This window comes from Streptomyces kryoterrae, assembly GCF_054072135.1.
Window position 1 is genome coordinate 2,112,505 of record NZ_CM133358.1, and the last position, 21,541, is coordinate 2,134,045.

Annotated in this window: 17 protein-coding genes; 6 read left to right on the plus strand and 11 right to left on the minus strand. The window is 68.1% G+C overall.

Features of this window, described 5'->3' with window-relative positions; all coding sequences use genetic code 11:
- Positions 1–35 precede the first annotated feature (35 nt).
- Positions 36–1,031: an NADP-dependent oxidoreductase gene (locus ACW4TU_RS08820; protein WP_457426342.1), complete on the minus strand. Its 996-nt coding sequence runs from the start codon at positions 1,029–1,031 to the stop codon at positions 36–38.
- Positions 1,032–1,180: 149 nt separating this feature from the next.
- Here ACW4TU_RS08820 and ACW4TU_RS08825 point away from each other — a divergent pair, with 149 nt between their 5' ends.
- From ACW4TU_RS08825 to ACW4TU_RS08845, 5 genes are all read left to right on the plus strand, one after another.
- On the plus strand, positions 1,181–1,804 hold the full coding sequence (locus ACW4TU_RS08825) for a TetR/AcrR family transcriptional regulator (RefSeq protein ID WP_457426344.1): 624 nt from the start codon (positions 1,181–1,183) through the stop codon (positions 1,802–1,804).
- A 443-nt stretch (positions 1,805–2,247) separates the two neighbouring features.
- Positions 2,248–2,901, plus strand: a complete 654-nt coding sequence (locus tag ACW4TU_RS08830) for an alpha/beta hydrolase fold domain-containing protein (RefSeq protein WP_457426346.1) — start codon at positions 2,248–2,250, stop codon at positions 2,899–2,901.
- A 259-nt stretch (positions 2,902–3,160) separates the two neighbouring features.
- On the plus strand, positions 3,161–3,490 hold the full coding sequence (locus ACW4TU_RS08835) for an acetyl-coenzyme A synthetase N-terminal domain-containing protein (RefSeq protein WP_457429991.1): 330 nt from the start codon (positions 3,161–3,163) through the stop codon (positions 3,488–3,490).
- A 179-nt stretch (positions 3,491–3,669) separates the two neighbouring features.
- Positions 3,670–4,896, plus strand: a complete 1,227-nt coding sequence (locus ACW4TU_RS08840) for a thiolase family protein (RefSeq protein ID WP_457426348.1) — start codon at positions 3,670–3,672, stop codon at positions 4,894–4,896.
- The gene (locus ACW4TU_RS08845; RefSeq protein WP_457426350.1) at positions 4,893–7,019 is read left to right on the plus strand and encodes a 3-hydroxyacyl-CoA dehydrogenase NAD-binding domain-containing protein; all 2,127 of its coding nucleotides are present in this window, start codon (positions 4,893–4,895) and stop codon (positions 7,017–7,019) included. The genes ACW4TU_RS08840 and ACW4TU_RS08845 overlap by 4 nt, the downstream gene beginning before the upstream one ends.
- 281 nt (positions 7,020–7,300) lie before the next feature.
- Here the strand turns inward: ACW4TU_RS08845 and ACW4TU_RS08850 are convergent, their stop codons facing one another.
- Positions 7,301–8,371 (minus strand): PLL family lectin, encoded by a 1,071-nt coding sequence (locus ACW4TU_RS08850; protein WP_457426352.1) that lies wholly within the window; start codon positions 8,369–8,371, stop codon positions 7,301–7,303.
- A 93-nt stretch (positions 8,372–8,464) separates the two neighbouring features.
- On the opposite strand from ACW4TU_RS08850, the gene ACW4TU_RS08855 reads away from it, so the two are divergent.
- Positions 8,465–8,842, plus strand: a complete 378-nt coding sequence (locus ACW4TU_RS08855) for a PIN domain-containing protein (RefSeq protein ID WP_457426354.1) — start codon at positions 8,465–8,467, stop codon at positions 8,840–8,842.
- Between the two features lie 52 nt (positions 8,843–8,894).
- Here the strand turns inward: ACW4TU_RS08855 and ACW4TU_RS08860 are convergent, their stop codons facing one another.
- The 9 genes from ACW4TU_RS08860 to ngcE all read right to left on the minus strand — a co-directional run bounded on the left by ACW4TU_RS08860 (position 8,895) and on the right by ngcE (position 21,130).
- Positions 8,895–10,391 carry an amino acid permease gene (locus ACW4TU_RS08860; RefSeq protein WP_457426356.1) on the minus strand — a complete coding sequence of 499 codons (1,497 nt, stop codon included), beginning with the start codon at positions 10,389–10,391 and terminating at the stop codon, positions 8,895–8,897.
- A gap of 193 nt (positions 10,392–10,584) precedes the next feature.
- Complete coding sequence (gene dxs, locus ACW4TU_RS08865) at positions 10,585–12,510, minus strand: 1-deoxy-D-xylulose-5-phosphate synthase (protein ID WP_457426358.1); 1,926 nt, start codon at positions 12,508–12,510, stop codon at positions 10,585–10,587.
- Between the two features lie 228 nt (positions 12,511–12,738).
- Positions 12,739–14,058: a sugar ABC transporter permease gene (locus ACW4TU_RS08870; protein ID WP_457426360.1), complete on the minus strand. Its 1,320-nt coding sequence runs from the start codon at positions 14,056–14,058 to the stop codon at positions 12,739–12,741.
- Positions 14,055–14,846 (minus strand): ATP-binding cassette domain-containing protein, encoded by a 792-nt coding sequence (locus ACW4TU_RS08875; RefSeq protein ID WP_457426362.1) that lies wholly within the window; start codon positions 14,844–14,846, stop codon positions 14,055–14,057. Before ACW4TU_RS08875 ends, ACW4TU_RS08870 begins: the two co-directional genes overlap by 4 nt.
- A gap of 250 nt (positions 14,847–15,096) precedes the next feature.
- Complete coding sequence (locus ACW4TU_RS08880) at positions 15,097–16,200, minus strand: sugar ABC transporter substrate-binding protein (RefSeq protein WP_457426364.1); 1,104 nt, start codon at positions 16,198–16,200, stop codon at positions 15,097–15,099.
- 122 nt (positions 16,201–16,322) lie between these two features.
- Positions 16,323–17,522 (minus strand): ROK family transcriptional regulator, encoded by a 1,200-nt coding sequence (locus ACW4TU_RS08885; RefSeq protein WP_457429993.1) that lies wholly within the window; start codon positions 17,520–17,522, stop codon positions 16,323–16,325.
- 192 nt (positions 17,523–17,714) lie between these two features.
- Complete coding sequence (locus ACW4TU_RS08890) at positions 17,715–18,641, minus strand: carbohydrate ABC transporter permease (protein WP_457426366.1); 927 nt, start codon at positions 18,639–18,641, stop codon at positions 17,715–17,717.
- A gap of 5 nt (positions 18,642–18,646) precedes the next feature.
- Positions 18,647–19,573, minus strand: a complete 927-nt coding sequence (locus ACW4TU_RS08895) for a carbohydrate ABC transporter permease (protein WP_164414261.1) — start codon at positions 19,571–19,573, stop codon at positions 18,647–18,649.
- A gap of 60 nt (positions 19,574–19,633) precedes the next feature.
- Entirely contained in the window at positions 19,634–21,130 is a 1,497-nt protein-coding gene (gene ngcE / locus ACW4TU_RS08900) for an N-acetylglucosamine/diacetylchitobiose ABC transporter substrate-binding protein (protein WP_457426369.1), read from the minus strand.
- Positions 21,131–21,541 lie beyond the last annotated feature (411 nt).

Here is a 21,541-nt window from a genome sequence, read left to right on the forward strand (position 1 = left end):
GTGTGTTCTGTGTCGCCCTGCGTGGTTACGGCGGGTCAGCTGTTGCCGATGACGGCCTTGCCGCGGATGCCACCCCGGGACAGGGACTCCAGCGCCTGCGGGGTCTGGTCGAAGCCGACCACCCTGCCCACGACCGGGCGCACCACGCCCTGGTCGACGAGGGCGGTGATCTGGCGGAGCTGGTCGCCGCTGGCGCGCATGAGCAGGAACTCGTACGTCACGCCGAGCTTCTTGGCCTGCCTGCGGATCTTGCCGCTCAGGCCTGCGACCGCCAGGCGCAGCAGCGGGTTCAGGCCGGCCTCGCGGGCGAACGCGGGGTCCGGGGGCCCGGCGATCCCGATAACTTTGCCGCCGGGCTTGAGCACCCGCAGGGACTTCTCGAGCGTCTCCCCACCGAGGCTGTCCAGCACCAGGTCGTAGCCGGTCAGGAGCTGTTCGAAGTCCTGGGTGCGGTAATCGATCACCGTGTCCGCGCCGAGCGCGCGCACGAAGTCCGCGTTGGAACCACTGGCGGTCGTGGCGACGCTCGCACCGAGGTGCGAGGCGAGCTGGATCGCGATCGAACCGACCCCGCCGGCGCCGGCGTGGATGAGAACCTTCTGCCCGGGCCGCACCTTCCCGCGCTCCACCAGCGCCTGCCACGCCGTGAGCGCCACCAGCGGCAGCGAGCCCGCCTCATCCATGCTGATCGAGACGGGCTTGAGCGCCACGTCGCCCTCAGCGACGGCGATGCGCTCGGCGAACGTGCCGATGCGGTCCTGGTCGGGCCGGCCGTAGACCTCGTCTCCGGGCTTGAAGCCGCGAACCGCCGCCCCGACGCTGATGACGGTGCCCGCGACGTCGTTGCCCAGGATCAGCGGCAGCTTGTAGGGCAGGATCTGCTTGAACTCACCGGCGCGGATCTTCTCGTCCAGCGGGTTCAGCCCGGCAGCCTCCACCCGCACCAGCACGTCGTGCTCCCCCACGGTGGGCTCGGGGACGTCCGCCTCCTGCAGCGGCTCCTTGTACTTGGTGACGACGAACGCTCTCATGGGGCGTCTCTCCTTGTTTTCATCCTATTTATCCAGGTTCGAGACCAGGTCGGCCAATTCAGCACGACATCCGGGGTCTCGCCTCGTTCAATCAATCCGAGTACACTCAACTATGAGTGGACTCAGAATTATTGTCAAGGGAGGTCCCCATGGGACGCGGTCACCTGCCGATCGGGCGCCGCGAGCGGGCCAAACAAGCCAAGCGCGAGCGCATCATGACCGCGGCCCGCGAGCTGTTCGCCGAACACGGCGTCAGCGGGGTCACGACGCAGCAGATCGCCCACCGGGCCGACGTCGCGATCGGCACCCTCTACCTGTACGCGTCCACGAAGGCCGAGTTGCTGATCATGGTGCAGAACGAGAAGTTCGCCGCCGCCATCGACGTCGGCCTCGCCGCCGCGAACGACGCCGTCGGACAGGGCGCGCTGGAGCCGGTCGTCGCCCTCATCCGTCCCGTGGTGGAGTGCGTGAGGGAGCACAACGAGAACGGCCGCACGTACCTGCACGAACTCGTCTTCGGCGACCCGGCCGAGCCCTACCGACAAGCGGGTCTGGCCCTTGCCGGCCACCTCGAGGACGGCATCACCGGCCTGCTCACCCGCAACGAGTACATCGGTGCCACCGACGCGGCCACGCTGGCGCGGGTGATCACCGCGATCATCCACATGAACACCACCGCCACCGTGTACCTGCACCGCAGCGACGAAGCCGTCCTCGCCGACATCCGCGACCAGATCCACGCCACCCTGACGCCCCACCACCGCGCCGCATGACCACTCGCTCGACGAGCCAACCAACCCATGCCCGATGCCCCGTAAAGGGCCTCCGCGCATCCGTGGGGTGATTCCAACCTCACCTAAGTTTACTTTTCTATACTCAGCCAGTAGCATCATGACCAGCGCATCGACCCGGCTTCCGCGAGGGAACCCCGCACCGCACCCGTCCGAGAAGGCACCACCATGGGAGTAAGCCCCGAGGCACGCGAGTTCGCGGAGTTCCTCGCGAGCGTGAGCGCGAAGTCGTCGACACCCGGCCTCGACCTGGCCGTCATCCGCGACATCGTCGACTCGAACCACAAGGCGTCGACCGAGCCGGAAGGCGTCACCTACGCCGAAGTGGACGCGACGGCGTCCCCGCCCTGTGGGCCATCCCCGAGGGCGCCGACCCCGACAGGGCGCTGCTCCACTTCCACTTCGGCGGATCCGTCACCGCCTCCATGCACTCCGACCGCAAGGCCGCGGGCCACATCGCGAAGGCGGCCGGAGCCCGCTCGCTCGTCGTGGACTTCCGCCTGGCACCCGAAAACCCCTACCCCGCACAGCTCGACGACGCCGAGACCGCCTACCGCTGGCTGCTCTCGCAGGGCTACGAGCCGCGGAACATCGGCAGCACGGGCCACTCGATCGGCGGCACCCTCGCGGTGATGCTCCCGCTGCGCCTGCTCGCGAAGGGCGAGGCGACTCCGGGCGCGATCGTCAGCGTCTCACCGTGGACCGACCTCACCATCCAGAACGCGTCGGTGGACGAGAACGAGGACAGCGACAGGATGCTCAGCAGGAACACCCTCGAACTCTTCCGAGGAGCCTGGCTGCAGGACCCCGCGGTGGACTTCGCCGACCCCGCGATCAGCATCGCGAACGCCGATCTGACCGGCCTGCCCCCCACGGCCGTCCACTACGGCGAGTACGAGACCCTCGCCGACGACGGCGCCGCACTCGGCCGCCGCCTCGCGGACTTCAAGGTCGTCTCCGAGGTCCACCCGCTGCCCGAAGGGCAGCACTCGTTCGTCCTGGGCGCGGGGCGCGTACCCGAGGTGGACCAGGCGATCCAGCAGATGGGTCACTGGCTGCGCAAGCACCTCGGCGCGTGAGCAGAAGCTGTATCTGACGGCGGGCCTGTTGACGGCCAGGCCGCCGCACCACGCCATGCCGGTGACCGGTCCGCCGGTCTCCGGCATCCTGCTCGACCATGCCGGCCGGCATGCGGTACATGTGTCCGACACCGTTCCGCACGCAGCCCCACCACCGTCGCTCGATGCCACAAAGGAGTGCGCGAGGGGAACGTACGAGGACGTCTTCCGCTCCAGTACCGAAGACCCGGAGAGCTTCTGACTGAAGGCGGCAGCGGGCATCGACTGGGATGTCGCTCCGCGACGCGCCCTTGACTCCTCCGGCACCCCGTTCCACCACTGGTTTCCCGACGGGCGACTCAACGTCTGTTTCAACGCGCTCGACCTGCACGTCGAAGCCGGCCGAGGCGAACAACCCGCGCCCGTCCACGACTCCCCCGTGACCGACACCCGCCGCACCTACACCGACATGAGGTTCTCCACCTCCTGGCCCGCCCTCCCAGCGTCAGCCTTTGCCTGTCCTGAGGGCTTTCGTGTGTCGGGCCCCGAAGGAAGCCGGCGTCCTCATCAACCCCGTCCTAGCAGGTCACAGCCGTTTCTGCCCCGATAGGCCCAGGTCAGCAGGATGCCTCGGACTTACCGGCGGTAACATGTGAGCCGTGTGACGTTCGCCGCTCCTCCCCTCGGGGGTGGGCAGCGCGGTTACTCGCAAGTAGCATGGGAGTGAGCGCCCGCTCAGCGGTTGCGTTTCGCAGCAGTGCCGTCCCGCACCTTTGGAGGAGAGCCATCGTGCCTCGTACCGTCAGGGATGTCGTCTTCGTCGACGGCGTCCGCACCCCGTTCGGCAAGGCGGGCCCGAAGGGCATCTACCACGAGACCCGTGCCGACGACCTCGTCGTGAAGGCGATCCGGGAGCTGCTGCGCCGCAACCCGGCTCTCGACCCGAAGAAGATCGACGAGGTCGCCATCGCCGCGACCACGCAGATCGGCGACCAGGGCCTGACCCTGGGCCGCACGGCGGGCATTCTCGCCGGGCTGCCGCAGTCCGTCCCGGGTTACTCCATCGACCGGATGTGTGCGGGCGCGCTGACCGCCGTCACCACCGCCGCCGGTTCGATCGCCTTCGGCGCGTACGACGCCGTCATCGCCGGTGGCGTCGAGCACATGGGCCGCCACCCCATGGGCGAGGGCGTCGACCCGAACCCGCGGTTCGTGAGCGAGAAGCTCGTCGACGAGTCGGCCCTGTTCATGGGCATGACCGCCGAGAACCTGCACGACCGTTACCCGCACATCACCAAGCTGCGCGCCGACGAGTACGCCGTACGCTCACAGGAGAAGGCCGCCAAGGCGTACGCCAACGGCAAGATCCAGCAGGACCTGGTGCCCATCTCCGTACGGAACACCAACGCGGAGGTCGGCGAGACGGGCTTCGGCCTGGTCACCGCCGACGAGCCGATGCGGCCGGGGACCACCCTGGAGAACCTGAGCGGGCTGAAGACGCCGTTCCGTGTGCACGGGCGGGTCACCGCCGGCAACGCGGCCGGTCTGAACGACGGCGCCACCGCGTCGATCATCGCGTCCGAGGACTTCGCGCGCGAGAACGACCTGCCCGTCAAGATGCGCCTCGTCTCGTACGCCTTCGTCGGCGTCGAGCCCGAGGTCATGGGCTACGGCCCGATCCCGGCGACCGAGAAGGCCCTCGCCAAGGCCGGACTCGGCATCGGTGACATCGGCCTGTTCGAGGTCAACGAGGCCTTCGCCGTCCAGGTCCTGGCCTTCCTCGACCACTACGGCATCGCGGACGACGACGCGCGCGTGAACCAGTACGGCGGCGCCATCGCCTTCGGCCACCCGCTCGCCTCGTCGGGTGTGCGTCTGATGACGCAGCTCGCTCGCCAGTTCGAGGAGCAGCCGGAGGTCCGCTACGGCCTCACCACCATGTGCGTCGGCTTCGGCATGGGCGCGACCGTCATCTGGGAGAACCCGCACCACAAGGACGCCGGAGGCGACAAGTGAGCACCACCGAACTCCTCAAGGGCGCGGCCGAGCTGTTCCCCGACGAGGTCGTGACGTCCGCGCACGTACGCCACCTCGATCTCCCGTTCAACGCCGGTCGCTTCGCGCTGATCACGCTCGACAACGGCTTCGACCACACCAAGCCGACCACCTTCGGCCCGGCCTCGCTGGCGAACCTGAGCATCGCCATCGACCAGGTCGAGAAGGAGGCGTCGGCCGGCGAGATCGTCGGTGTGGGTATCACCGGCAAGCCGTTCATCTTCGCGGTCGGCGCGGACCTCAAGGGCGTCGAGCTCCTGAAGAACCACTCCGACGCGCTCGCCATCGGCAAGGGCGGCCACGAGGTCTTCAAGCGGCTGGCCCAGATCGCGGTCCCGACCTTCGGCTACTACAACGGCGCCGCCATGGGCGGTGGCGTCGAGGTCGGTCTGCACTGCTCGTACCGGACCGTCTCCGCGGCCCTGCCGGCCTTCTCGCTGCCCGAGGTCTTCCTCGGTCTGGTTCCCGGCTGGGGCGGCTGCACGCTCCTGCCGAACCTGATCGGCGCCGACAAGGCCGTCACGGTGATCATCGAGAACTCGCTCAACCAGAACAAGCAGCTCAAGGGCGGTCAGGTCTACGACCTCGGGATCGCCGACGCGCTCTTCGAGGGCGCGGACTTCCTGGAGCAGTCGCTGGTGTGGACGGCCGCCGTCCTCAAGGGCGAGATCGTCGTCGAGCGCCCGGCGATCGACCGTGGCGAGGCCTGGGACCAGGCCGTCGCGCGCGGCCGGTCCGTCGCCGACAGCAAGGTGCACGGGGCCGCCCCGGCCGCCTACCGCGCGCTGGACATCATCGCCGCGGCCAAGGACGGCGACCTGCAGAAGGGCTACGACGCCGAGGACGTGGCGCTCGCCGACCTGATCATGGGTGGCGAACTGCGCTCCGGCATCTACGCCTTCAACCTGGTCCAGAAGCGTGGCAAGCGTCCGGCGGGCGCGCCGGACAAGTCGCTCGCGCGTCCGGTCACCAAGGTCGGCGTCGTCGGCGCGGGCCTGATGGCCTCGCAGCTCGCGCTGCTCTTCCTGCGCCGCCTCGAAGTGCCGGTCGTGCTGACCGACATCGACCAGGAGCGCGTCGACAAGGGTGTGGGCTACGTCCACGCCGAGATCGACAAGCTGCTGCTCAAGGGCCGCGTCAACCAGGACAAGGCCAACCGCCTCAAGGCCCTGGTGACGGGTGTCCTGGACAAGGCGGAGGGCTTCTCCGACGCCGACTTCATCATCGAGGCCGTCTTCGAGGAGATCGGCGTCAAGCAGCAGGTGTTCGCGGAGGTCGAGGCGGTCGCCCCGGCGCACGCGATCCTCGCGACGAACACGTCGTCCCTGTCGGTGACGGAGATGGCGTCGAAGCTGAAGAACCCCGAGCGGGTTGTGGGCTTCCACTTCTTCAACCCGGTCGCGATCCTGCCGCTCCTGGAGATCGTGCGCGGCGAGCAGACCGACGACGTCTCGCTGGCGACGGCGTTCGGTGTCGCCAAGAAGCTGAAGAAGACCGCGGTACTCGTGAAGGACGCTCCGGCGTTCGTCGTGAACCGTATCCTTACCCGCTTCATGGGCGAGATCCAGAACGTGATCGACGAGGGTACGTCGGTCGAGGTCGCGGAGAAGGCGGTGGAGCCGCTGGGTCTGCCGATGTCGCCGCTGGTACTGCTGGAGCTGGTCGGCCCGGCGATCGGTCTGCACGTCTCGGAGACGTTGAACCGGGCGTTCCCGGACCGCTTCACGGTCTCCCCGAACCTCGCCGCCGTCGTCAAGGCGGGCAAGCGTGGCTTCTACGTGTACGACAGCGGGAAGCCCGAGTTGGACCCCGAGGTCGCCGCGCTGCTGAAGCAGGGTGATGTCGCGCTGAGCGAGGAGCAGGTGCGGGACCGGGTGCTCGACGCGGTCGCCCAGGAGATCGGGCTCATGCTCGACGAGGGTGTCGTGGCCGAGGCCCAGGACATCGACCTGTGCCTGATCACCGGCGCGGGGTGGCCCTTCCACCTGGGCGGGGTCACGCCGTACCTGGACCGGGAGGGTGTCTCCGAGCGGGTGAACGGGAAGCGGTTCCTGGAGGCCGGGGTGGCTTCCGTACCGGTGTAACCGTCGGTTCGTCGTGGTTGCCGGGTGCCCTGTACGCCGTGTTGGTGGCGTGCGGGGCACTCGGGTTTTCGCCCCCGCCGCCCCTACCCGTCCCATCCTCGGGGGCTCCGCCCCCGAACCCCCGCTCCTCAAACGCCGGAGGGGCTGGAGATGCCGGCCGGCATTTTCAGCCCGTCCGGCGTTTGAGGACGAGGCCGTTCAGGCCGAAGCGGGGATCTGGGGCCGGCAGCCCCCGGGGACGGGATGGGACGGGTAGGGGCGGCGGGGGCGAGAAGAGCCCGTCACACCACGACCCACGCCTCCAGCGCCAGCCCCGCCTCCCGCTTTCGCCGCGCGACCCTCAGCTCGCCGCCCCCGGGGACCACCGTCGCCGCGACCACTCTGCCATCCACGTCCTCCGTCAGCGACACCCTTGCGTCCAGGGGGAGTTGGGGGCCCGACTCCGTCCACCACGCCCCCGCCGACTCCTGCTCGGTCGGATACGCGGCGAACGCCACCCGCCCGCTCGCCGAGCGCTGCGCGAGCAACGTGCAGTCGACCTCGTCCAGCGTGCAGCGGATGACCGACACCGGGCCGGGACCGGCCCCCGGGAGCAGTTCGACCGGCTCGCTGCCCGGCCGCCACGCGCACACCGTGTCCGTGTCGTCCGTGTAGAACAGCGTCACGTGGTCGTCGGACGTGACCAGCGCCCGCAGACTGCCCTGACGGGCCGTCGCCTTCAGCGGGCTCTCGTCGAGTTCCGGGATCCAGCCGGGGCCGCCCTGCGTCCAGCGCAGGATGCCGTGGGGCGAGTTGCCGTACAGCTCGACGCGGCCGGAGGCACGCGTGACGGCCGTCAACTGCTCTTCCACGTCCTCGCCCTTGAGGTCGCGCCAGGGACCCCAGCCGCCGCGCTCCTTCTGGCCGCGCATGCTGACGCCGCCCACGGCGTTCCGTACGAAGACATGGGCGCGGCCCTCCGCGTCGACGGCGACCGCCGGTACGCCGGTCCGGTCGCCCTTCTGGTTCGGGTGGCCGAGGGGCGTCCAGTCGAGGGCGGCGAGGGCAGGGCGGAAGTGTGTCGTGTGGACGAGTCCCGCCTCCCCCTTCACCGTGGGCCGCCAGGTCGCCAAGTGGGCGTACTCGTCGGCGCCTTGGCCGACGCCGAGCGTGGGATGCACGCGCTGGTCGCCGCCGATGCGCCGGGGCGGGAGCCAGGGCCCGCCGGGCCGGGACTCCGCGCGGCAGACGATGCCGTCTCCCACGGCGTCGTACGCGGTCAGCCGGCCGTCGCGACCCCGTATGAGCCAGTCGCCGTTGACCGACTCGGGACACCCCGCGGCCGTGGTGGGGGAAGGAGGAACAATGGGCACTGGACTACTTTAGTGTGCTCTTACCTTTGCCGCGCCCCCCGGCCCCCTCATCCGGTAGCCCTGATTCCGGTCCCGCGTGCGACCCTGATCCGCATGGATGCCCCGCTGCTCGTGATCGTCGACGCCGCGAATGTCGTCGGCTCGGTACCCGACGGCTGGTGGCGGGACCGGCACGGGGCGGCGCAACGCCTGCGGGACCGGCTGGTGGCGTACGCGGAGAGCGGGTTGCCGGGGCGGGCGGGGCCCGTGGAGATCGTCCTGGTGGTCGAGGGCGCGGCCCGTGGGGTGGCTTCGGTGCCGGGCGTACGGGTGGAGTCGGCGCCCGGCAGCGGGGACGACCGGATGGTCGAGCTGGTCGCCGAGTTCGCGGACCGGGAGCGCCTTGTCGTCACCGCCGATCGTGAACTGCGGCGCAGGGTAGCCGAGTTGGGTGCCGAGGTCACCGGGCCCCGTACGGTACGGAGCGACTAGCGCACGTCGTACCGGTACGGAGCCCTCTGGCCAACTCCGCCGACCTCTCGGGTCAGTTGGTGTCGGCCGTCGCCTTCTGCTCCTGTCCGAGGCGGCTGTGGGAGCGGCCGTACAGGAAGTACACGAGGAAGCCGATCGCCATCCAGACGCCGAACCGGAGCCAGGTCTCGGCGGGCAGGTTCAGCATCAGCCAGAACGAGGCGAGCACCGACAGGACCGGGACGAACGGCACCCACGGGGTCCGGAAGGCCCGGGGCAGGTCGGGGCGGGACCCGCGGAGGATGACCACGCCGATCGCGACGACCACGAAGGCGAACAGCGTCCCGATGTTGACCAGTTCGGCGAGTTCGCTCAGCGGGGTGAAGCCGGCGACGATCGCGATGATCACGCCCAGCAGGATCGTCGGCCGGTGCGGGGTCCTGAAGCGCGGGTGGACGTGGGAGAAGAAGGTGGGCAGCAGGCCGTCGCGGCTCATCGCGAAGAAGACCCGGGTCTGGCCGAGGAGAAGGATCATGCAGACCGTCGTCAGGCCGACGGCGGCGCCGAAGCTGATGAAGCCGGCGAACCACGGGTGCCCGGTGGCCTTGAAGGCGTCGGCGAGCGGTGCGGTCACCGACAGTTCGGTGTAGTGCTGCATACCGGTCACCACGATCGACACCGCGACGTACAGGGTGGTGCAGATGACGAGGGAGCCGAGGATGCCCCGGGGCATGTCCCGCTGCGGGTTCCTGGTCTCCTCGGCGGCCGTGGCCACCACGTCGAAGCCGATGAAGGCGAAGAAGACGACGGAGGCGGCGGTGAAGACGCCCATCACACCGAAGTTGGACGGTGCCCACCCGAACATCAGCTGGATGAGCGGCGACTGGAGGCCGCCGCCGGCCGGCACCTCCTGCGCCTTCGGGATGAACGGGTGGTAGTTGTCGCTCTTGACGAAGAAGGCGCCCGCGATGATCACGACGAGGACGACGGCCACCTTGATGGCGACAACGACCGAGGTGAGGCGCGCGGAGAGCTTCGTGCCGATCACGAGGATGCCGGTCAGCGCCAGGACCAGCGCGGCGGCGAGGATGTCGAAGCCGAAGCCGTCGGCCCCGTCCCGGCCGCTGAGCGCCTCCGGCAGATGCCAGCCGGCGTTGTCGAGGAGGGAGGTGATGTACCCGGACCAGCCGACGGCCACCACCGCCGTACCGAGTGCGAACTCCAGTACCAGGTCCCAGCCGATGATCCAGGCGGGCAGTTCGCCGAGCGAGGCGTAGGAGAACGTGTACGCGGACCCGGCCACCGGGACCGTGGAGGCGAACTCGGCGTAGCAGAGCGCCGCGAGGGCGCAGACGACTCCGGCGACCGCGAAGGCCAGGGCGACGGCGGGGCCGGCGTTGTTCTTGGCGACCGTGCCGGTGAGGACGAAGATGCCGGTGCCGATGATGACCCCGACGCCGAAGACCGTCAGATCCAGCGCGGACAGGGATTTCTTGAGCGCGTGTTCTGGTTCCTCGGTGTCGCGGATGGACTGTTCGACCTTCTTCGTCCTGAAGAGGGTGCTGCTCACGGGCGTACCTCCCACGCTGTGTCGTCCCCGACATGATCAAGAGGGGGCGATGGGGGTCCCCCCGGTCGAGTGAAGCCGAGACTGGGGGAGCGCCTGCCCCGGCGCGCGGGATTTCACGCTAATGGGCCGGTTCCACCACCGTAAAGAGTGGGGGAACCGGCCCATTGGAGCTCAGCCGTGGGTCAGCCCTGGGTCAGTCGCGGGCGGACTCCACCGAGTCGACCTCGGACTGCTCGAACCGTCCGTCGATCCTGGAGACCAGCCCGGTGACCTGGCGGGCGATGTCCGGTGCCGTCAGGCCGATCTCCGCCATGACCTCGGCCCGGGAGGCGTGGTCGAGGAAGCGCGGCGGGATACCGAAGTCGCGCAGCGGTACGTCGACACCCGCGTCCCGCAGTGCCTGCGCGACGGCCGAACCGACGCCGCCCACCCGGGAGTTGTCCTCGACGGTGACGACCACGCGGTGCCGCTCGGCGAGCGGCACCATCGCCTCGTCGACCGGCTTGACCCAGCGCGGGTCGACGACGGTGGTCGAGATGCCCTGCTGGTCCAGCAGCCCGGCGATCTCCAGGCACATCGGCGCCAGCGCGCCCACGGAGACGAGGAGCACGTCCGGCGTTTCGGTGCCGGGCTCGCGCAGCACGTCCATGCCGCCGACGCGTCCCACCGCGGGTACGGCGGGGCCGACGGCGCCCTTCGAGAAGCGGACGACGGTCGGCGCGTCGTCGACCTCGACGGCCTCGCGGAGCTGCGCGCGGACCTGGTCGGCGTCGCGCGGCGCGGCGAGCCTGAGGCCGGGGACCACCTGGAGGATCGACATGTCCCACATACCGTTGTGCGAGGCCCCGTCGGTGCCGGTGACGCCGGCCCGGTCGAGCACGAACGTCACGCCGCACTTGTGCAGCGCCACGTCCATGAGGACCTGGTCGAAGGCCCGGTTCAGGAAGGTGGCGTACACCGCGAAGACGGGGTGCACTCCCCCGGTGGCGAGCCCGGCCGCCGAGACGGCGCCGTGCTGCTCGGCGATGCCGACGTCGTAGATGCGGTCCGGGAAGGCGTCCGCGAACTTCTTCAAGCCCACGGGCTGGAGCATCGCGGCCGTGATCGCGACGATGTCCTCGCGCTCCTGGCCGAGTTGGACCATCTCGTCGCCGAAGACGGAGGTCCAGTCGGCGCCCGAAACCTTGACCGGCAGGCCCGTGTCGGGGTGGATGGGTCCGATGCCGTGGAAGCGGTCGGCCTCGTCCTGGAGGGCGGGCTGGTAGCCGCGGCCCTTCTCGGTGAGGCAGTGCACGATGACCGGGCCGCCGAAGCGCTTGGCGCGGGCCAGCGCGGACTCCAGGGCCTCGATGTCGTGGCCGTCGATCGGGCCGACGTACTTGAGCCCCAGGTCCTCGAACATGCCCTGCGGGGCGATGAAGTCCTTGAGGCCCTTCTTGGCGCCGTGCAGGGTCTCGTACAGCGGTCTGCCGACGACCGGGGTGCGCTCCAGCAGGTCCTTGCCCTTGGCGAGGAAGCGCTCGTAGCCGTCCGTCGTGCGCAGGGTGGCCAGGTGGTTGGCGAGGCCGCCGATGGTCGGCGCGTACGACCGCTCGTTGTCGTTGACGACGATGACCAGCGGTCGGTCCTTGGCGTCGGCGATGTTGTTCAGCGCCTCCCAGGCCATCCCGCCGGTGAGCGCGCCGTCACCGATGACGGCGACGACGTGGTGGTCGTCGCGTTTCAGTACCTGGTTGGACTTCGCCAGACCGTCGGCCCAGCCGAGGACCGTCGAGGCGTGCGAGTTCTCGATGACGTCGTGCTCGGACTCGGCCTGCGAGGGGTAGCCCGACAGGCCGCCCTTCATCTTCAGCCGTGAGAAGTCCTGGCGGCCGGTGAGCAGCTTGTGGACGTAGGACTGGTGGCCCGTGTCCCACAGGACCTTGTCCTTCGGCGACTCGAAGACCCGGTGCAGCGCGATGGTGAGCTCGACGACCCCGAGGTTGGGGCCGAGGTGGCCGCCGGTCTTGGAGACCGCGTCGACGAGGAAGGTCCGGATCTCCTCGGCCAGCTGGTCGAGCTGTTCCAGGCTGAGCCGGTCAAGATCGCGCGGTCCCTTGATGCGGGTCAGCAGCGGCACCCGTGCCTCCTTGCAGTAGAGCTGATCGAGCTTTCGCCGGGCGTGTCGAGTCTAGTGTTCCGCCTTCGCGACCAACGCCCGGCCTCTGCGTGATACGTCACGTGATCGGCCGTACCCAGGAAACGTGTCGTCCATGACACGCCTGTGCCCGGCACCGCGATGCGGATGCCGGGCACATTTGTTCGAAAGTGCGCCAGGGGCGCCGCTTTCAGGGGCGCGGGGGCGCCATCAGGCTCGACCCGCCGCCTTCTGGCTCTTGCGCGACAGGGAGTCGATCACAACGGCACCCAGGAGCACCGCACCAGTGATCATGTACTGGATCGACGTGTTCATGTTCAGCAGGTCCAGACCCGTCTGGATCGACTGGATCACCAGCATGCCCAGCAGCGCCGACCACACCGTGCCCCGCCCGCCGAAGAGGCTGGTGCCACCGATGACCGCCGCCGCGATCGCCAGCATCAGGGTGTTGCCGCCACCGGACGTCAGCGAAGCGCTCTGCGTCTGTCCGGCGAAGAACATGCCGCCGATCGCGGCGAACCCACCGGCGATCGCGAAGACCGCGATCCGGATCAGCGGGACGTTGATACCCGCACGCCGGGCCGCCTCGATGCCGCCGCCGACCGCGAAGACCTTGCGGCCGAACGTCGTACGCCGCAGCACGAAGTCCACGATCACCAGGCAGGCGAGGAAGATCACCAGCGCGTTGGACACGCCGGAGGAGGAGTTCAGCACGTACGCCGCGACGAACGCGGCCACCGCGAGTGCACCAACGCGCAGCACGATCTCGGCGTTGGTCCGGTAGGGCACTCCCGCGGCCTTGCGGCGGCGCTGTTCGATGACCGATCCGGCGAGCAGCGAGGCCACTCCGAGGCCGGCCAGCAGGTAGGCGCCGATGATGGCCTGGTCCATGAAGAAGGACCGCTGCCCGAGGAGGTGCACCGGGCCGTTGTCGGGGATGTTGATGGTGCCGGTGGAGCCGAGCAGCCACAGCATCAGGCCGTTCCAGCCGAGGAAGCCGGCCAGGGTGACCACGAAGGCCGGTACGCCGAGCTTGGCGAAGAACCAGCCGTGCAGGCTGCCGATACCGACGCCGACAGCGATGGTCAGCAGCAGGGCGAGCCATACGTTCACCCCGTGGTTGACCACGAACACGGCGAACAGTGTGGACGACAGGCCGCTGACGGAGGCGACGGACAGGTCGATCTCGCCGAGCAGCAGCACGAACACCAGGCCGATGGCGATCATGCCGGTGGCCGACAGGTAGAAGCTGATGTTGGACAGGTTCTCGGCGCTGAGGAACCGGTCGTTCTTCACCTGGAAGATGGTCCAGATGACGATCAGGCCGACGACGACCGGCAGGGAGCCGATCTCGCCGCCCTTCACCTTGCGCTTGAACTCTGTCCAGTAGCCCTTCAGGCCCTCTTCACGGACCAGCAGACGCGGGTCGACGACCTGCACGGCCGCGGCCGTGGGATCGTCGGTGGGGGCCACGGTGGCCTGGGATTCGACCACGCCGTCCTTCTTCTCTGTCTTCGACGTGTCGCTCACTTCGCGGCCTCCGTGCTGCGACGCCCCGCACGACGGGTCACGGCGTTTTCCGTGGCCCCGGTGATGGCGGAGATGATCTCTTCCTGACTGGTGTCCTTCACGGAGAAGGAACCGTTGTTCTTGCCCAGGCGCAGCACCGCGACGGTGTCGGCGACCGCCTTGACATCGGCCATGTTGTGGCTGATGAGGATGACGCCGAGGTCGCGCTCGCGCAGCCGCTCGACCAGGTCGAGGACCTGCGCGGTCTGCTCGACGCCGAGGGCGGCGGTGGGCTCGTCGAGGATGACGACCTTGGGGTCACCGATCAGCGCGCGGGCGATGGCGACGACCTGGCGCTGACCGCCGGAGAGGCTCGCGATCGGGATGCGCACGCTGGGGATGCGGATGGAGAGCGTGCTCAGCAGTTCACGCGAGTTCTTCTCCATCGTGACCTCGTCGATGACGCCGCGTCGCAGCAGCTCCCGTCCGAGGTAGAGGTTGCCGACGACATCGAGGTTGTCGCACAGCGCGAGGTCCTGGTAGACCGTCGCGACGCCGAGTCCCTGGGCGTCGTGCGGCTTGTTGATGCTGACCGGGTTGCCCTCCCACTCGATGACGCCGTCATCGATGGGATGCACACCGGCGATCGTCTTGACCAGTGTGGACTTTCCTGCGCCGTTGTCGCCGACGAGCGCGACCACTTCTCCGGCGTGGACCTCCAGTTCGACCTCGGTGAGGGCCTGCACCGCACCGAATCGCTTGGAGACTCCGCGCAACGCCAACACGGGCGTAGCGGACACGTTAACCATCTCCTTCGCCGCCTGACCGGCGGGGATGCCGCGCTGTCAATAGGCGCGGAGGGTTGTGCACAAGGCACTGGTTTACAGGGTGAACATGCGCGATTCCGCTGCCGATGGCAACGGTTCCGTCCGACGCCCGTCCCGGCAGCGGGGTCTGAAGGCCGGGGCGGGCGTCGGACAGGTCTCGCGGGACCGCCGGGCGGTCATGTCCGGGTGAGCGCCCGTGAGCGCTCACCCGGTGCCGGCGATCGGGGTGTGCCTACTGAAGACCGGCGGTCTTGCAGGCGGCGGCGAACTCGGCGGTGCAGATATCGGCCACGGTGTACAGCTTGTCCTTGATCACGGTGTCGTTGATGTTGGCCTTGGTCAGCGCGACCGGGGTCAGCAGCTGCGAGGGCACCTTGTCACCGGAACCGCTGGTCAGCGACGTGCTGGCGAGAGAGTCGATGCTCTTGCCCTCCAGCAGGTTGACGGCCAGCTCGGCGGCGCCGTCGGCCTCGGGCTTGTACGCCTTGTAGATCGTGCTGGCCTGCGTGCCGGCGAGGATCCGCTGGATGCTGCTGAGCTCGGCGTCCTGACCGGTCAGCGGGACGGTGCTGATGCCCGCGCCCTTGAGGACGGTGGCGATGCCGCCGGCCATGCCGTCGTTGGCCGAGTAGACGCCCGCGATGTTCTTGGCGCCAAGCTGGGTGATGGCGGCGGACATCTTCTGGGCGGCGACCTTGTCGTCCCAGTCGCCGGCCTGCTCGTAGGCGATGTCGACCTTGCCGTCGAGGACGCTGTGGGCGCCCTTCTTGAACAGCGCGGCGTTCGGGTCCGAGGCCAGACCGTTGATCATGACGACCTTGGCCTTCGGGGTGGCCTTGGCGCCCAGCGCGTCGAGGAGCGACTGGCCCTGGAGCTGGCCGACCTTCTCGTTGTCGAAGGAGACGTACGCGGAGACGGGGCCCTGGGCGAGACGGTCGTACGCGACGACCTTGATGCCCTTGTCGACCGCGGCCTGGATGGAGGACTTGATGGCGGCCGAGTCCACGGCGCTGATCGCGATGACCTTGACGCCCTTGGTGATCATGCTGCTGACCTGCTGGGCCTGCGTGGCCGCGCTGCCCGCCGCGTTGGCGTACTCGAGGGTGCAGTCGGAACAGAGTTCCTTGACCTTCGCGTCGAAGTACGGCTTGTCGAACTTGGCGTAGCGGGTGGTGACGCTGTCGGGCAGGAGCAGGCCGATCGACTTGCCGCCGCCCGAGCTGGTCTTGGTGTCACTGTCGGACTTGTCGTCGCCGGCCTTGCCACAGGCTGCCACGGCAAGGGCCATGGAAATCGCCGTGGTTCCGATAACGACTCTACGCATCATGGCGTTCATTCGGTGGTGCCTCCCTGACAGGGCCGCAACGCTGCGACCGAGGTGGCTGGAAGTCAACTCGGCCACACGTGCGACGTCAAGAAGTAAATCCTTAACGGGTTGGCAACGGCTTTGTTCGTTCTCTAGGTGAAGGCAGGAGTGCCTGCGTTCAGCGTGCCGTCCAAAAGTGTCGAATCACCCATTTCGCTCAACGCGAGAGCGAGCGCTCCGAGCACCTCCGCACGACCTCCAAGTGCCCCTGGAAGAACGGACAGTTGACGTGCCGCACTGGGGATCGCATAGCGGCCGACAGACTCTCTTATCGGACCGAGCACCAGCTCACCGGCCTCGGCGAGATCACCACCGAGGACCACCCTGCTCGGGTTCAGCAGATTGCAGAGATTGGCGACTCCACTGCCGATGTGACGGCCGACGTCGGCGATCACGCGACGGCAGCCCGGGTCGCCGTCCCGCGCCAGCCGTACGACACCTTCCATGGTCAGGTCGGTACCGTGGCTGGACTGGAGGAGCGGCAGCACATAGCGCGCCGCCGCGAAGGTCTCCAGGCAGCCCCGGTTTCCGCAGCGGCAGACGGGGCCGGATTCATCAAGAGTAATATGCCCGATTTCTCCCGCTGTGCCACCCGGGCCCCGATAGATCTTGCCCTCGATCACCAGTCCGGCCCCGACACCGCTCGCGACCTTGATGTACGCCAGGTCGCGCACCCCCCGGCCACTGCCCCAGACCAGCTCACCGAGGGCGCCGAGGTTGGCGTCGTTGTCCACGTGCACGGGCACGTCGAGGCGCCCGCGCAGCTCCTCACCGGGCCGGGTGCCGCTCCAGCCCGGCAGTATCGCGCTGGAGCCCAGGGTGCCCGACTCCACGTCGATCGGACCCGGTACGCCCAGGCCCACGCCGGCGATCTTGGAACGGTCGACGCCCGTTGCTGCGATCAGGCGATTGACCAGCTCTTCCGCCCGGTCGAAGCCCTGCGCGGCGGAGGCGTCCACGTCCAGCGGCTCGGACTCCTCGGCCAGCACCTGGTGGGCGAGGTTTCCGACCGCCACCCGTAGGTGCGTGTGCCCGAAGTCGACGCCGATCACGATGCCGGCGTCGCCGCTCAGCGAGACGGCCCGGGCCCTTCGGCCGCCCGCCGAGGTGGGCGTGACCTCGACGGTTCCGCCGTCCTTCAGCTCGCGGACGATGTTGGACACCGTGGCCGCGGACAGACCGGTGGTCCTGGCGATCTCGGCCTGCGTGAGCGACCCGGCGAGGCGCACGGCCCGTACGACCCGTTCCAGGTTGGCTCGGTGCAGTGACGACTGCGACCCCGGAGTCTCCACGACGACCTCCTGCGCGCGGGACCGCTTCGACGAGGCCCCGACTATGTCCAACTAGTGAACTCTAAGCTGAGCCGTTCGGGTCACCTCCCGTCAAGAGGTTGAACTGCATCCGAGGTCTTGTACACATAGCTGCGCGCGTGCACGGTTTGCGGTATGCACGCGCGCGTACGGCGGCTGAACGGAGGGTTCCGGTTACTTCAAGGCACCCGCCGTGAGTCCCGTCACCACCTGGCGCTGGAAGACGATGTACGCGGCGAGGACCGGGATCATCGCCATCACCAGACCGGCGAAGAGACCCGACCAGTCGCCCTTGTAGCCCTGACTGGCGGCCAGCTGCACGAGGCCCTGGGTGAGGACCTTTTTGTCGGGGTCCGTGTTGAGCACCGTCGGCAGCATGTACTGGTTCCACTGGCCGAGGAAGTTGAAGATGCCCACGCTGATCAGCCCGGGCTTGGCCATCGGCAGCATGATCTGGAAGAAGGTCCGGGAGTGCGAGGCGCCGTCGACGAAGGCGGCCTCCGCCACCGAGCCCGGCAGGGTCCGGAAGAACGCGGTCAGGAAGAAGACCGTGAACGGCAGTGAGTAGGCGATGTAGACCAGGATCAACCCGTGGATCGTGTTCAGCAGGCCCATGTTGTTCACGACGTAGAACAGCGGGACCAGCGCCAGCATGATCGGGAAGCTCATGCCACCGACGAACAGGTAGTAGATGAACCGGTTGCCCGGGAAGTCGAAGCGGGCCAGGACGTAGGCCGCCATCGAACCCAGCACCAGGGTGCCGATGAGCGAACCGCCCACCACCAGGATGGTGTTGAGGAAGTAGTCGCTCATGTTGGCGTCGGTCCAGGCCCGCGCCCAGTTGTCGAAGTGCAGCTTGTCCGGCAGGGACCAGGGCGAGCTGAAGATCGCGTTGTCGTCCTTGAAGGACGTCATCACCGCCCACACGAGCGGCATCGCGACCATGAACGCCCACAGGACGAGCATGCCGTGCGAGAAGACGTTGAGGACGGTGCCCTCCTTCTTCTCGCGCTCGTCCTTCCCGGACGCGTTCTCCTTGCGCACGGGCCCTGCGGACTGCTGGGGAACCGTGTCCGGCGGTGTGCTGTCGGTCGTCTTCATGAGTGTCAGTACTCCAGCCGCTCGCGCCGGCCCAGCCGCAGCACGAGGGCCGCGAAGGCCAGCGTGACGACGAGCAGGGCGACCCCGATGGTGGTTGCGTAGGCGGCCTGGCCGTCGCGGAAGGCCTTCTGGTAGACGTACAGGACCATGACGGTCGTCGAGTAGTCCGGTCCGCCGGGCCCGGTCGTCATGATCTGGACGACCGCGAACGACTCGGCGCCCAGCGCGAGGATGCCCATGTAGACCCAGCCGGACTGCACGGTGTCCCACAGCAGCGGCAGGGTGATCCGGAAGAACGTGGTGGCCCGGCCCGCGCCGTCGAGCAGCGCGGCCTCGTACAGGTCCGCCGGGATCGACGCCATGCCCGCGGAGAACAGCACCACGAAGAAGCCGACCGTCGACCAGACCAGTACCGCCATCACACACCACAGGGCGAGGCTCGGATCGCCCAGCCAGAGCGGCTGGACGCTGTCGAGCCCGATGCCGCGCAGCAGCGAGTTGATCGAGCCGCTGTCCGGGTTGTACGCGAACGCGAACAGCAGAGCAACGATCGCGATCGACAGCACCTGCGGAAAGAAGTAGACGATTTTATAGAAGGAGGAACCGCGGACCCCGGAAATCACCGGTCCGCCGCGGCGCCGCTTGCCGCCGACATTGATCATGAAGGCGAAGAACAGCGCCAGACTGATCGTCACCAGCGGCAGCACCAACGCGAACAGGAGGCTGTGCTGCAACGACTTCCAGAAGATGTCGTCGTCGAGCATCCTCTTGTAGTTGTCGAAGCCCACCATCTTGAATTCCGGGCTCAGTCCGGTCCAGTCCGTGAACGAGTAATAGATGGACTGGATGAACGGCCAGATGACGAAAAGTGCGTACAGCCCGAGAGGGACCGCCAAAAATCCCACGATGAAGCGGTACTTGCCGTGCTGCATTACCACAGACCCCGTTCCGTGCGCGGGTGCCGCCGCTGGTGACAGATCATCGGCTGCTGATCACTGGTGCTTGTAGTGCTTGATCGACGAGTCCTTCGCGGTCTCGTCGGCGTAGTCCTGGATCTTCTTGATGGCCTCGGCCGGGGTGAGCCGTCCGGCCATCATCTCGCCGAGCCCGGACACGCCGATCTTCTCCTTCTGGAGCTGTACGTACCAGTCCTGCAGACGCGGGTTCACCACGTTGTCGCCGGCCTTCTCCAGCGCCGCCACACCGGACTTGAGGCCCGGGGTGAGGGTGATGCCGTCGGTGCCGCCGTTGTACGCGGTCAGCGACTTGACCTTGCTGGTGAAGTTCTTCGAGGACGCCTCGCTGAGCATGATGCGCAGCTGCTCCATGCCGCCCGCCGTGTTCTTCGCCTTGGCGGGGACGATGAACGGCTCGCCGCCGGAGGCCCAGATCGTGCCGAACGGCAGCTTGTCGGAGGCGTCGATGCCGGTCGGCGCGGAGACGGCGAGGTCGAAGTCGGCGGGGATGACGTTGGCCGACTCGTTCTCCACCCAGGAGCCGTTCGGGATGAACAGCGCCTTGCCCTTGGCCCACGCGGTCTGCGACTGGATGTGGTCGAGACCGGGGGTGCCCTTGAGGACGTACCCCTTCCTGTAGAGCTCGTAGTACGCCTCGAAACAGGCCTTGACAGCCGGGGCCTTCCAGGCGTTCGGCTCCAGGTTGTCGATGGCGTTGAGGACCTCGACGCCGCCGACCTTGCCGATCATCGCGTAGAGCGAGAAGGGCAGGTAGTACGGGTACTTGCCCGCGTAGGTCCAGCCGGCGATGCCCTTTTTCTTGGCCTTCTCGCACACGGCGAGCATCTCGTCCCACGTCTCCGGATAGGTGGCGTCGAGCGAGTCCAGGGCCTTCTGGGAGTACCAGACGCCGTACACCGTGTAGGCGTAGTACATGATCCACACCGGGTCGCCGTCGAGCTGGCCCATCTCGACGATGCCCGGCCGCAGTGTGTCGCGGACCTTCTTGTTCGGGTCGTCGAAGGACGGGGCGTCCAGCAGCGGGGTGAGGTCGGCGAGCTGGCTCTTGCCGGCCAGGACACCCATGTCCATCTGCTCGGCACCGGAGTTGTCGATGAGGTCCGGCGGGGTGCCCTGGTTGAAGCGGGGCTGGAGCGTGGACTGGATCTTCTGGGTGGCGGAGAACTTGACCTTCGCCTTCGGGAAGTTCTGCTCGTAGATCTTGACCGCGTCCTCGGCGTACTCCTTGCCGAAGCCGCCGTCGAAGAGCACGAACTCCAGCTGGGCGCTGTCGTTGACCGCCAGGGGGTTCTTCGCGGTCTTCGTACCCGCCTTGGCCTTGTCCTCGTCTCCTCCGCCGCTACTCGCACAGGAGGACAGGAAGCTCATCGTGGGGACGGCGATCAGGCCGAGCGCCGCGGACCGTCTGATCAGGTCGCGGCGGCCGAGGCCGGTGGCCGTGGTGCCAGTGGTGGTGCCGGTGGCACCGGTGGTGGGGTCGGTGGTGCGGCTCTCGTCGGAAGTGGATCCCATGCTCAAGTCCTCGCCTTCTCCAGGACTCAGGCGGTGAACCGGATCCTCCCGGCACCGCGATCGGGTCGAACTGGGTCGTGCAGGAAGTGCTTAGTGCGTGATGCGCCCCTGGTCAGAGGGAATACCCGGTGGGCCGCGCGTTCAGCACGTCAAACCACCCTTCCGGCTCCCCTCACACCTGACGTCGGCCGGTCGAACAGTGGCAGATGCCGACAGGTATAGTCCACTTCCCGTCAAAGGGGCAAGATCGAAAGCATGGTTGGTCGCGGGTCTTTTCCGAGTTGAGACCTCGCGGAAATGTGTGGACCGCACGCATCCCTTTGCGCGAAAAATTCGCGATATTGGGCCCGAATGCCACACTCAACACCCTTGACACCACTGGCCACTTGACTCCCTACTGGTTCCTGCGCA

Excerpts from the sequence above, each read along its gene's own strand:
- ACW4TU_RS08820 (WP_457426342.1), bottom strand. The coding sequence starts at position 1,031 with ATGAGAGCGTTCGTCGTCACCAAGTACAAGGAGCCGCTGCAGGAGGCG.
- ACW4TU_RS08825 (WP_457426344.1), top strand. The coding sequence starts at position 1,181 with ATGGGACGCGGTCACCTGCCGATCGGGCGCCGCGAGCGGGCCAAACAA.
- ACW4TU_RS08830 (WP_457426346.1), top strand. The coding sequence starts at position 2,248 with ATGCACTCCGACCGCAAGGCCGCGGGCCACATCGCGAAGGCGGCCGGA.
- ACW4TU_RS08855 (WP_457426354.1), top strand. The coding sequence starts at position 8,465 with ATGGATGCCCCGCTGCTCGTGATCGTCGACGCCGCGAATGTCGTCGGC.
- ACW4TU_RS08875 (WP_457426362.1), bottom strand. The coding sequence starts at position 14,846 with ATGGTTAACGTGTCCGCTACGCCCGTGTTGGCGTTGCGCGGAGTCTCC.
- ACW4TU_RS08880 (WP_457426364.1), bottom strand. The coding sequence starts at position 16,200 with ATGAACGCCATGATGCGTAGAGTCGTTATCGGAACCACGGCGATTTCC.
- ACW4TU_RS08890 (WP_457426366.1), bottom strand. The coding sequence starts at position 18,641 with ATGAAGACGACCGACAGCACACCGCCGGACACGGTTCCCCAGCAGTCC.
- ACW4TU_RS08895 (WP_164414261.1), bottom strand. The coding sequence starts at position 19,573 with ATGCAGCACGGCAAGTACCGCTTCATCGTGGGATTTTTGGCGGTCCCT.
- ngcE (WP_457426369.1), bottom strand. The coding sequence starts at position 21,130 with ATGGGATCCACTTCCGACGAGAGCCGCACCACCGACCCCACCACCGGT.